This window comes from Anabaena sp. UHCC 0187 (genome assembly GCF_009712035.1).
Classification (GTDB): Bacteria; Cyanobacteriota; Cyanobacteriia; order Cyanobacteriales; family Nostocaceae; genus Dolichospermum.
The window spans coordinates 131380-144642 of the sequence record NZ_VILB01000013.1 but is presented as its reverse complement, the minus strand read 5'-3'; the positions used below and the strand labels follow the sequence as shown (position 1 = coordinate 144642).

General features: G+C 47.2%; 6 protein-coding genes. 1 reads left to right on the top strand and 5 read right to left on the bottom strand.

The window, feature by feature from the left end; all coding sequences use genetic code 11:
• Window positions 1–3: 3 nt before the first annotated feature.
• The 5 genes from FJR11_RS13625 to rpsT form a co-directional block, all read right to left on the bottom strand.
• Entirely contained in the window at window positions 4–4119 is a 4116-nt protein-coding gene (locus FJR11_RS13625) for a DNA-directed RNA polymerase subunit beta'' (protein ID WP_168504526.1), read from the bottom strand.
• A gap of 224 nt (window positions 4120–4343) precedes the next feature.
• Window positions 4344–6236 carry a DNA-directed RNA polymerase subunit gamma gene (locus tag FJR11_RS13620; RefSeq protein ID WP_168504524.1) on the bottom strand — a complete coding sequence of 631 codons (1893 nt, stop codon included), beginning with the start codon at window positions 6234–6236 and terminating at the stop codon, window positions 4344–4346.
• Window positions 6237–6359: 123 nt separating this feature from the next.
• On the bottom strand, window positions 6360–9698 hold the full coding sequence (gene rpoB / locus FJR11_RS13615) for a DNA-directed RNA polymerase subunit beta (RefSeq protein WP_168505548.1): 3339 nt from the start codon (window positions 9696–9698) through the stop codon (window positions 6360–6362).
• A gap of 757 nt (window positions 9699–10455) precedes the next feature.
• A complete protein-coding gene (locus tag FJR11_RS13610; RefSeq protein WP_168504522.1) occupies window positions 10456–11241 on the bottom strand; it encodes a TatD family hydrolase in 786 nt (261 codons plus the stop codon).
• Between the two features lie 50 nt (window positions 11242–11291).
• Complete coding sequence (gene rpsT / locus FJR11_RS13605) at window positions 11292–11579, bottom strand: 30S ribosomal protein S20 (protein ID WP_168504521.1); 288 nt, start codon at window positions 11577–11579, stop codon at window positions 11292–11294.
• A gap of 364 nt (window positions 11580–11943) precedes the next feature.
• Between rpsT and hisD the strand changes: the two genes are divergently transcribed.
• A complete protein-coding gene (gene hisD / locus FJR11_RS13600) occupies window positions 11944–13239 on the top strand; it encodes a histidinol dehydrogenase (protein ID WP_168504519.1) in 1296 nt (431 codons plus the stop codon).
• The last annotated feature ends 24 nt before the right edge of the window (window positions 13240–13263 follow it).

Sequence of the window (13263 nt, the reverse complement as noted above, 5' to 3'; positions counted from 1 at the left end):
ATTTTATTCATCATCAAAATCATCATCATCTTCCTCTTCGTCATCATCTTCCTCGAATTCATCATCTTCGACAACGAGATCAGTAATTTCATCAGCAATGAGATCATCATCATCATCATCTAAAATCAGACGTTCTCCTATTTTGCTACCAAAACCGCCGTCTCCCATTCCGGGTGCATCCAGATTATAGAGTTTTGCAGTGCGGTCATCTAATACCATGTCCAGAGGATCATCAACCTCATCCAATACACCACTGCCTATATCTGTGACGTAATCCTCAATTACCCCAGGTTCTTCATAGGTATTGTACCCAGTTCCCGCTGGAATTAATCGCCCAATGATCACGTTTTCCTTCAAACCTCGCAGCCAATCAGATTTACCCTCAATGGCAGCTTCAGTTAATACCCTGGTAGTTTCTTGGAACGATGCCGCAGAGATGAAACTGTCTGTATTCAACGATGCCTTCGTAATCCCCAGCAGCATGGGGGTATATTCCGCCCTTGCTCCACCAGTAATAGACATCGCCTCATTCACCTGCTCCACTTGCCGTAGTTCCACCAACTCGCCCGGTAGCATAGTAGTGTCGCCACCATCGTCAATTCGTACCTTATTCGTCATCTGCCGCACAATCACCTCAATGTGCTTGTCAGAAATCTCAATCCCTTGAGATTGGTACACCATCTGCACCTCATTCACCAAGAAAGTTTGTACCTTCTGTAAAGCATGGCTGGCACAGGCATAAACCCCATCCTCCGAGCCTAAACTGAAGAATATTTCCAAGATTTCATGGGGGTTAGATGGTCCGTCTGTCATTGGTTGTCCCGCCACAATCTGCGCCCCGTCAGGAACAATCAGATTTTGCCCAGGCCCAAGGGGATAATCTGTTACCGTTCCATTGGCCTCCACGATTTTAATAGAATATGCCTCACGGGTAATAGATGTTATCTCGTCCCCATCACCATAGACAATCTTCACTTCCCCAGGACGACGGGCCAAAATACAAGCTTCCTTCGGCTTCCGTGCCTCCAGCAACTCCTCAATCCGTGGCAGACCTTGGATAATGTCTCCAGTTTTCGCCCGTTCAAACACCAGCAACACCAGGTTATCACCCCGCTGCACCAAATCCCCATCCTCTACCTGCAACACCGCCCCCGGACTGACCCGATACGGACGACCAACCCGGAGAGTAATAGAGTAATTGTCCTTAGTTAGTTGTCCATTGTCCGCTGTTTGACCACTGACCGCTGGCAACTGACCACTGACAACTTCCACCACCTGCCCCGATTCAGCAGCAAATACCCCCGGCGCAATTTCGCTACCTTCCACTACCAAATCTGCCCCTTTAATCTTAGGCGCAACATTTGTCCCTACCGTTACCAAATCATTGGGTCGCAACACCAAACAGCGGCGCACCGTTTCTGCACCCTGCTGCACACCTCTGACAATTCCCCCTTCCTTACAGAGAATCTTGGTGCGGGCAACTACAGCCCCCGGCGCAATTGTGTCACCATCGGTAACTTCTAAGTTAGTTTCCGTACTGCCTTGAGTCGCATCAGCAGCAATATCGCGCCGCACCACCAAAGATTCCAAAATCACCAACTGTAACCGCTGAATTTCCTCATTGTCAGGATCAGTAATCAGTTCAATGTCTGCCGCCAAAGGCGAAGCCCCATGCTCACCGTCTGTCTCCTGCTCAATTTCCAACACAATCTGTGTCCGCAGCAGTTCCACCCCTTCCACAGACTTCACCCGTTCCGAATCCTTGTAAGGAATCCTTTGCACCGCCCGGAGTTGAATCGAACGCCCCGTGTGCTGACTCACAGAAGTAGTCGCCGGCACATCTGGATTAGTTGGCACAGCAAACTCGACTACGGGACGGCTCAACAACGCCGGGCCTTCAGGAGTTTCCACATACTGGATATACCGCAACTCCGTCGCCACCATCCCTTGCAACTCTTCCCCTGGCTTCAGGAAAATATTATCATGGGCGATAGCCAAGCGCTCCGTAGGAATCGCTGTTTCCGGATCATCCACCATCAACAGTTCACCGGGTTTAATCACTACTTCCCGTAAAATGTCATTCTTTTGGGTAACTTCCACTACCCCACCGGTTTGGCAGAAAATATCCTTAACTACCTCCGTACCCGCTTCCACATACTGCCCATCTTCCACCAGCAACAGAGAAATATCCTTATTGACTTCGTGGGTTTCCTCCGGAATCCATAGCAGAGTTCCTCCAGTTACCACCTCATAGCCCAACTTGGCCTTACCCTTCTTCTGCACTTCCACTTCGGCAAACTTCAACAAGCCCCCCGTGGTCGTCCGGTAATGGTCATCAATCAGTTCTGCCACCACTTGACCATTTTGTACCTTGGTTCCCGGAGTTGCCCGCAGGTTAAACTCTTGGTTATTAGTCGTAGTAATGAGGTAGCTGTTGCGTCCTTGGGAACTTTGCACTGTAATTGCCGCTTGGTCTAGCACCACAGAAGCCGTAATAATCTCAATTTCCCTGGTGGCCTTCCCTGGAATCGCCTCTGGCAACCGTACCACACCACCATGAACCGTAGTCAGCTTGGTTTGAGCCAATACTCCATTGGTAGCGATGGCATCGCCATTTTTAACAATCAACTCCGCTCCAGGTGGCAAATTATAAACATCTCCCGACAGAATCCAAATCAGACCCCCCCGCGATGCTGTCACCGTCGTGTTGCCCTGACGGTCGGTTTTTTGTTCTGCCACCACATCGGCAAACTTCACCTCACCAGCCAAGTCAGAAGCCACATCCTTCACGGCTTTTTCTGTATTGGTTCTGGTAGTTCTGCCTCCCAGTGCTACTTCTGCTACCAAATGCTCCGCCAATACCTGCTGACCATTGTGAATATACAGAGTTGAACCCTGGGTAACAGCAATCTCCTGGCTTTCCCCCGTTCCCTGCTTTTTATCGCCCTCAATCATCAATGTCCCGTTGGCTTCCACATACAGCGCGTCCTCACCATGACGAGTTCGATAGGGACGGGTTTGCAACTTGCGAGGAATCTTCACTGTTCCTGACACCTTAGACCGCACCTGTTGCGCCACTTCCCCCGTGAATACACCTCCAGTGTGGAATGTCCGCATGGTCAACTGGGTTCCCGGTTCGCCAATACTTTGGGCGGCAATAATCCCCACCGCTTCCCCCAAATCCACCATCTTGGCATGGGCTAAACTCCAACCATAGCAATGCTGACACACAGACCGGGCAGCTTCACAGGTCAAAGGACTGCGGACTGTCACCTTTTTCACCCCGGCTTTTTGAATAGCGATCGCTAAATCATCATCAATGGGTGTATTCCTCGGTGCAATCATCTCTCCCGTCTCCGGATGCACCACATCCTCACCTACCACCCTGCCCATTAACCGCGTGGCTAGTTTAATCAGGGTTTTGCTGCCTTCCACCATGGCCCCAATGGTCAAACCCCTGGTAGTTCCACAGTCAAACTCCCGGACAATCACATCCTGGGATACATCCACCAACCGCCGGGTCAAATACCCAGAGTCCGCAGTCCGCAGCGCCGTATCCACCAGCCCTTTCCGCGCTCCATAACTAGAAATAATATATTCTGTAACCGTCAATCCTTCGCGGAAATTGGTTTTAATTGGTAAATCTATAATTTCCCCCTGGGGATCTGCCATCAGTCCTCGCATCCCCACCAACTGCCGCACCTGGGAAATATTCCCCCGCGCTCCCGAAAAAGCCATCATGTACACAGAGTTGAGGGGATCTGTCTTCTGGAAATGGACAACTACTTCATCTTTCAAGGCCTCTGAGGTACTGTTCCAAGTGTCAATTACCTTTTGGAAACGTTCAACTTCAGTAATTTCCCCCCGTTGGTAACGTTCCTCTGTGGCCAGAATTTCCGTTTCCGCCGCCTCCAACAATTCCTTCTTGGAAGGAGGAATCATCAAGTCATCCACACTAATAGATACCCCCGCCTTAGTCGCATAGCGGAAACCCAACTCCTTGAGTTTATCCGCCATTACCGCCGTCCGCGCCGTACCATAATGGGTAAAAGACCAAGAAATCAAGTCTCTTAGTTTAGCCTTGTTCACCACCAGATTGCGAAAAACTGCTTTAGTCATAATTTTGTCAGTTGTTAGTTGTTAGTAGAAGGAGTCAGGAGTCAGGAGTCAGGAGAAAGAAGGAGAATAAAGAAGAAAGAAGAGGAAAAAAGAGGAGAAAGAGGAAAGAAGAGGATAAAGAAGAAACATTCTCCTGACTGGGCGCACGCCCTGCGCCCCTACCTCCTTCTTCATTCTTCATTCTTCATTCTTCATTCTGACTCGGTGACTCCTGACTCCTTTCTCTACGCGTCTATCGCTTCCTGAATCGCTTTGTTATAAATTGCCCTGCCAGGAGTCGTATAAATGTACTGAGAAATTAAATTTCCTTGGGCATCTTCCCGGACACGACGGAATTTATAAATCAAGGTCCGACTGATTAACTTGCCCTTACCGTCCTTGTCTTCAATCACCTCCAAAGGATCTGTATCTGGTTCACCAGAGTCAATTTCCCCATCAAACCGGACGTAAATATAGGCATGAAGCTCCACCTGTTTCGCCTCATAGGCCATAATTACATCATCCAAAGAGGAGAAATACTTACCCGCGCCCTTGGTGGCATTGGGGTTTTCCGCTGTCAAATAATACGCTCCCAAAACCATATCTTGGCTAGGGGTGACAATGGGTTTACCTGTTGCTGGTGAGAGAATATTATTAGAAGCCAACATCAGCAGCCGCGCCTCAGCTTGGCTTTCCAAGGACAAGGGTACGTGAACCGCCATTTGGTCACCGTCAAAGTCAGCGTTAAAAGCCGGACAGACCAAAGGATGCAGTTGAATTGCTCTTCCTTCTACCAAAATTGGTTCAAAAGCCTGAATTCCCAACCTGTGCAGTGTGGGCGCACGGTTTAGCATCACTGGATGCCCTTCTATCACCTCTTCTAGCACATCCCACACACTAGGATCATTGCGAGAAATCAGTTTTTTCGCCGCCTTAATATTGTTGACCATGCCCGAACGAATTAGGCGATTGATCACGAAGGGCTGAAACAGTTCAATGGCCATTTCCCTAGGTAGTCCGCACTGGTGGATTTTCAACTTGGGACCGACGACAATTACCGACCGTCCCGAATAGTCCACCCGTTTACCCAACAGGTTTTGTCTAAACCGTCCCTGTTTTCCCTCAATAATATCGGACAAGGATTTGAGGGGACGGTTGTTAGCCCCCACCACAGTCCGTCCCCGGCGACCATTATCAATCAGGGCATCCACAGCTTCTTGCAACATCCGTTTTTCGTTACGGACAATAATTTCTGGGGCGAGAATTTCCTGAAGCCTAGCCAGACGATTGTTACGGTTAATTACCCGCCGGTACAAATCATTGAGATCGCTAGTGGCAAACCTGCCCCCGTCTAGCTGCACCATGGGGCGCAAGTCTGGGGGAATGACGGGGATAATTTCCATGACCATCCATTCTGGCTTGGAACCGGTAGCGATGAAGTTGTCAATTACCCGCAGCCGTTTAATTAATTTTGCCCGCTTCTGACCCTTGGCTTTTTCGATTTCTTCCCGCAGGGTTTCGGCTTCCTGCTCCAAGTTAATATCAGCCAACAGCCGTAGCAGTGCCTCAGCCCCAATGCCAACTTCCACGCCCTCTAGCTGAGAGTCTTCGCTGTAGATAGCATCCTCGATTTCTAGCCACTGGTCTTCACTCAGCAATTGTTTGTAACTGAGAGTATCCGCATTCCCCGGTGCTAAAACACAGTAGGAGTTGAAATAAACAATCTGCTCCACATCCCGCAAAGGCATATCTAGCAAAATAGCAATATAGCTAGGAATCCCTTTCAGATACCAAACGTGAGCCACCGGAGCAGCCAGCTTAATAAAGCCCATGCGGTGACGACGCACGCGGGACTCAGTAACTTCCACACCGCAGCGCTCGCAAACAATACCTCTATGGCGCACCCGTTTATATTTACCGCAATGGCACTCCCAATCCTTCGCTGGTCCAAAAATCCTTTCACAAAACAACCCATCCATTTCTGGTTTGAGGGTGCGGTAGTTAATAGTTTCTGGCTTGGTAACTTCACCCACCAGTTGTCCATTAGGCAAAGTGCGTTCACCCCATTGGCGAATGCGTTCTGGTGAGGCTATACCAATTTTTACGTAGTCAAATTGATTAGTTTGGGGGGATCTCATGAGAATTAAAAATGAAAAATTAAAAATTAAAAAAGGAGAACAAATTAATTAAGAATTAAAAATTAAAAATGAAGAGCGAAAAACCTCTTAAATTTTTAATTTTTAATTGATAATTTTTAATTGTTACTCTTCCTCTTCCAAGGACTCACGAGACAGTGACTCGTAGGTAGGTCTGGGAGGAGTGCGGCGGGCGGCTTGGTCTGCCATCAGGTCTACTTCCACATCTAGGGAACTGCCGTCGGCTTGGGTTTCCACCTTATGAACAGCAATATCTAAGCCCAAAGATTGCAACTCGCGCATCAATACTTTGAAGGATTCGGGAGTACCAGGACGAGGAATAGCTTTGCCCTTAACAATAGCGTTGAGGGCTTCGTTGCGTCCTTGCATATCATCGGATTTCACCGTGAGCAGTTCTTGCAAGATGTAAGCTGCGCCGAAGGCTTCCAATGCCCAAACTTCCATTTCTCCAAATCTTTGACCACCTTGTTGGGCTTTACCACCCAGAGGTTGCTGAGTCACCAAAGAGTAAGGACCTGTGGAACGGGCGTGAATTTTGTCATCAACCAAATGCACCAGCTTGAGCATATAGGCCACACCGACGGTAATAGCCCGGTCAAAGGGTTCACCAGTCCGACCATCGTAGACCATGATTTTGCCCGCATTGTCGGGGTTATATATCCAGTCTTTAGTAGTTTCGTCCCTAGCTTCTTGGAGCTTGCCATGAACTAGGCGGCGGGAAGTTTCTTCCCCATACATTTCGTCAAAGGGAGTAATCTTGAACCTGACCCCCAGGTTATGCCCTGCCCAACCGAGGAGACATTCAAATACTTGACCAACATTCATCCGGCTGGGTACACCCAAGGGATTGAGAACTATATCCACTGGTGAACCGTCAGCCAAATAGGGCATATCCTCAGCGGGGAGAATCCGGGAAATAATCCCTTTGTTACCGTGTCTCCCTGCCATTTTGTCGCCAACTTGGATTTTGCGCTTTTGAGCCACATAAACCCGGACAACCATATTTGCCCCTGGTGGCAGTTCGTCACCTTGTTCGCGGGTGAACAGCCGGACATCAACTACCCGACCTTTTTCACCGTTGGGAACTCGCAGGGAGTTGTCGCGGACATCGCGGGCTTTTTCCCCAAAGATAGCCCGGAGGAGTTTTTCTTCGGGGGGTTGGTCAGATTCACCCTTGGGTGTTACCTTACCAACGAGAATATCCCCAGCATCTACCCATGCGCCAATGCGGATAATGCCTTGTTCGTCTAACTGTCTGAGGGCATCTTCACCGACGTTGGGAATTTCTCTGGTGATTTCTTCTGGCCCCAGTTTGGTTTGTCTGGCTTCGATTTCATACTTTTCGATGTGGATAGAAGTATAGACATCTTCCTGCACCAACCGTTCGGAAATGAGAATCGCATCCTCGTAGTTGTAGCCTTCCCAGGGCATATAGGCGACAACGATGTTTTGTCCCAAGGCCAGTTCTCCCCCTTCGGTGGAAGATCCATCAGCCAATACCTGACCAGCCACGACCTTTTCGCCAATTCTCACCAATGGTTTTTGGTTTAAGCAGGTGTCTTGGTTAGAACGCTGGTACTTAGACAGGGTGTATCTAATTTCTTGCCCTTTTTCAATCACTTGGCTGCCACTGGCTGCGGATATCTGACCACTGACACGGACACGAATTTCTGTGGCATCCACATAGATGACATCGCCATGAGTCCGGGAAACTATGACCATACCGGAGTCTCTCGCGGCTTGGGCTTCCAAACCAGTTCCCACCAAGGGGCGTTCTGGTTTCAACAGCGGTACAGCTTGGCGCTGCATATTAGACCCCATCAACGCCCGGTTAGCGTCATCATGTTCCAAGAAAGGAATCATGCTGGTGGCAACTGAGACAATCTGCACTGGGGAAACTGCCACATAATCCACCTGTTCGGGTCCGGTGGTTGTCCAGTCTTGGCGATAGCGCACTGGAACTTGGGGCCCCTTGATGTAACCATTTTCGTCTAAAGGAACGTCGCCGGTGGCTGTCCGCAGGTCATCTTCTTCGTCTGCTGTCATGTAAACAGGCGCAACATCGAATAAGACTTTGCCGTTTTCTACGGGTCGGAAGGGTGTTTCTAGGAAACCATAGAGGTTAACGCGGGCATGGGTAGCCAGTGAACCGATGAGTCCGGCGTTTGGTCCTTCGGGAGTTTCAATGGGGCAGATGCGTCCGTAGTGGCTGGGGTGAATATCTCGCACTGCAAACCCGGCTCTTTCTCTAGTCAAACCACCTGGTCCCAAGGCACTGAGGCGGCGTTTATGGGTCAATTCTGCCAAAGGATTGGTTTGATCCATGAACTGACTGAGTTGGCTAGAACCAAAGAATTCTTTGATGGCTGCCACTAAGGGTTTGGGGTTAACTAAGGATGCAGGGGTGAGAACTTCAGCATCGGATACTGTCATCCGTTCTCGAATAATTCTTTCTAAACGATTTAACCCGACTCGGACTTGGTTTTGCAGTAATTCACCAACGCTTCTGACTCGGCGGTTTCCGAGGTGGTCAATGTCATCAATACTACCGATGTCGTATTCTAGGTTAATCAGGTAATCAATGGCGGCGAGGATATCCCCCGGAGTGAGGACACGCATGGTGTCGGGGGCGGAAAGGCGGAGTTTTTTGTTGAGTTTATAACGACCAACTTTACCCAGGTCATAGCGTTTAGGATCAAAGAAGCGGGAGTCTAAAAGCTGTTGTCCACCCAAAACTGTAGGCGGTTCACCTGGACGCAGTTTCCGATATAATTCCATCAGGGCTTCTTCTTCGGAAAATTGCCCTTCTTTTTCAATGGTTTTTTGGAAGTATTCTGGATGGCGCAGGGAATCAAAGATTTCGTTGTCTGATAATCCTAGGGCTTTCAGCAGTACCTGGGCTGATAGTTTCCGGGTTTTATCTATCCGTACCCAAACTAAGTCATTACGATCTGTTTCAAATTTCAGCCATGCCCCCCGGTTAGGAATTAAGCTGGCAGAATAAGTCCGTCGTCCGTTTTTATCAATTTCTGATTTATAGTAAACTCCAGGCGATCGCACAATTTGATTGACAATGACGCGCTCGGCTCCGTTGATAATAAAGGTGCCTCTATCTGTCATCAAGGGCAAATCGCCAATAAATACTTCTTGTTCTTTAATGTCTCCTGTCTCTTTGTTCAGTAGACGAGTAGGGACGTACATCTGCACTGCATAGGTGCTGTCTCTACGCTTGGATTCTTCAACGCTGTATTTAGGTTCTTTGAGTTTATAGTTATTGCCTAAAAAGTGCAGTTCTAGTTTGCCAGTGTAGTCTGTAATTGGACTAAAGGAGTTCAGTTCTTCTATTAGCCCTTCTTCTAGAAACCAGCGAAAACTAGAACGCTGAATTTCAATCAAGTCGGGTAACAGAAAGGCGGATTCCATGTATTTATCGTCGTTAGTCATGCCTTTACCTTTATCAACCTGGTTAAACTTTGGGGAAGCCGATAGCTTGCGTGGCGCAGCCATAGCTGAGAGTCTGCCATAAGGGCTTTGTGCTAAAATATGAATTTACAGGTGATGAAGTCCATAAGAAAGAGGCAATCATCTGCTGCTAGGTTTCTGACTAATGGTGCTGCAATAGCGTTAGCCATAAAGTTTCTTTCTACTTCACACTTCTTCATATTTCACACTTCACACTTTCTGCCTGATACTTGATCCTTGCTGTCAGATCCCAAAACTGGGAATTGGGACTCTTCGGAGGATTTGATAGCACAACGTTGCGTTTAATGCTGCACTATGGATTTGATATTGCTATGATTGTCACAGGCAAGACAATTACTTTTAACGATTTTCTATAGGTTTGATATACCAAAGGATTGCTGTTTTCACCTTTTCAAATTTTTTCTAGTCAAACCTTGGTTGCCACTGCTTGTTATCTATTGAGAGCATCCGTTTGTAGAGATTTAAGTGGATGGGCAGACAATGTTGGATTTTAGATTTGGGTCGCTTCGATTCATTAAGCGGGCTAAAACCACAAATTCTCAAACTGGCTAGTATCAGCTTGATAACAGCACAAATTGAGTTTTAGAAGTTATTATCCTTCCTTTACCATTATGGCTTGACCTAAATGTTTTGGAGGGAATAATTTTAGCACATTTTTATCATCCATTCGGATCTTCTTTCTTAAATCAGCACTAAAGCTTGTGGATTTGATTGTCGTTTACAATGATAGACCGAATAATCTACAGGCGTTTTGGGTGGTTTTCTGGGCAATTTCCTCGATAGTTTCTTCTCGTAGCTTTGCTAGTGCTTCTGCTACATAGCGAACATAGGCAGGTTCATTGCGTTTTTCACCCCGTTTAGGAACAGGTGACAGAAATGGACAATCTGTTTCTATAAGTAGGCGATCACTATCCACCATGGCGGCACTTGCTTGAATAGTTTGAGCATTCTTAAATGTCACAGTTCCGCTAAAGCTAATATAGAAACCTAAATCTAGAAACCATTGAGTTTCTTCTGGTGTCCCTCCCCAACAGTGCATGACACCCCGTACCCTTTCCCCATGCAAATCCCGCCATTTTTGCAATACATCTCTCACCGCAGGTGCAGCATCACGACAATGGATGATCACTGGTAAATTCAGTTCACAAGCGATCGCTAATTGTGATGCAAATACCTCGTGCTGATGCTCATAATTATCTGCTTTGTAAAAATCCAACCCCATTTCTCCGATTGCTACCACTTGAGAATGAGAACTGGCTAAAGACTTGATTTGGGTGGCTGTTTGGTCATCCCATTTATGAGCATCTAGAGGATGCAGCCCCACAGCAAAGCTAAGTTCAGGAAACTGCTCGGCTATGCAGCTAATACTCGCAAATTCTTGGGGGTGAACACAGGAGTGGACTAATCGGACTACTCCTGCTTCTTGCCACCGAGAACGAACGGCTGCTAAATCTGGCTGAAAAATGTCAAAGTTAATGTGTACGTGGGTATCTATAAGTTGCATAGCTTGTCGGTTGTCAGTGGTCAGTGGTAAACAAACCACTGAACTATTGACTAAGCGGTAAGGGTTTTGTGTTTATGAGCCAAACTTGACTTTTTCCTGGCTCCATTGTTGGGATGAAGCACGCCATTTTTTACAGCTTTATCAATTTTGCTGTAAGCCTCGGACATTCTTACTTCCACCTCTTGCTTGAGTTCTGTTGTCGGATTGGCAGCACAAGCTTCCACAGAACTAAAGTATTTCTTCATCAGCGTTTTTACTGCTGATTTATACGCTTTGTTACGCAGTCGGTTTCGTTCTCCGATTTGAGCGCGTTTAAGAGCAGATTTTGTATTCGCCACAGTAATTCCAAAAAAGACTATTAATTATGTACACACACTACTAGGTTTACTAAATATAGCATTATTTTTGCTGATGTGATAATTTTTGAAGAAAAATATTTTATTTGGGCGTAAAAGCTGATGCTTGCGGCTCAAAAAATAGATTAGAATGATTTATTGACAAGGAAAACAGACCAGTTTCCAGCAATTCAGACACAGGGATGATTAAATTTCTAGGGTTGTCTGAGTTTTATGAAGTAGTATCAAAAAAAATCCAGGTTAAGCTAGAGAAGAGAATTACATTCAGCTTTATACCCTAGCAGGTAAAAAGCCCAAGTAGTTCTTGTCTTGTGAATATTGTAAAATTTGGCATTGTCATTACTCCATGCTGCGAATCATTACTCAGCAGGCAGACGTTAGATCAGAACTTCAACGGATCTGCGAACGCACCCAGGATGAACAGGTACTTCATAAAGAAGCAACAGTCCGCGAAGTGTTGCAAGCGGTGAAGCGCCAAGGTGACAAAGCTGTACTACATTATACAGCCGAATTTGATCACCAAATTCTCAAACCAGAAGAACTCAAGGTAACAGGATCGGAACTGGATGCAGCCTACCAACAGGTATCCAAGGATTTGCTCCAGGCAATTCGCCTAGCTTGCCAAAAAATAGAAGCTTTTCACCGTCAGCGAGTTCCCAAAAGCTGGGTACAATTTGGCGATGATGAAGTAGTTTTGGGCAAACGCTACACCCCCGTAGACCGTGCAGGTTTATATATACCCGGCGGTCGGGCTTGTTATCCCAGTACAGTGTTAATGAATGCCATCCCGGCAAAAGTGGCAGGTGTCCCTCGTGTGGTGATGGTAACACCAGTTAGAGACGGTAAAATGGTGAATCCTGCGGTTTTGGTAGCGGCCCAAGAAGCAGGAGTTCAGGAAATTTACCGTATAGGGGGCGCTCAAGCCATTGCGGCTTTAGCTTATGGCACAGAAACTATCCCCAAGGTGAATGTGATTACCGGACCGGGTAATATTTATGTCACCTTGGCGAAAAAGTTAGTTTACGGAACTGTGGGCATTGATTCTTTAGCAGGTCCTAGCGAAGTGCTGGTGATTGCTGATGAAACAGCCAATCCTGCTTATGTGGCGGCGGACTTGTTAGCTCAAGCAGAACATGATCCCATGGCTGCCGCAATTCTGCTGACAACAGACGCTGGTTTGGCAAAAAAAGTGCAAATTGAGGTGGAAAGACAATTGGTAGATCACCCGCGCCGGATAGATACGGAAAAAGCGATCGCCCATTATGGTTTAATCGTCGTGGTGGAATCCCTGGAAGCTGCCGCCGAACTTTCCAACGAGTTTGCACCAGAACACCTAGAATTAGAAGTTGCCGATCCTTGGGCTTTAATTAACCAGATTCGTCATGCAGGGGCAATATTCCTGGGTAGTTCCACACCAGAAGCTGTAGGAGATTATTTAGCAGGTCCTAACCATACCTTACCTACTTCTGGTGCCGCCCGTTATGCTTCGGCTTTAGGGGTAGAAACATTTTTAAAACACTCAAGTATTATCCAATACTCACAAACTGCTTTGGAAAAAGTGGCATCTGCCATTGATATCTTAGCAACTACGGAGGGTTTACCTTCTCATGCTGATTCCGTTAAACTCAGGGTAGAGGATTGACACACTTAGGTTGAAAATACGGTC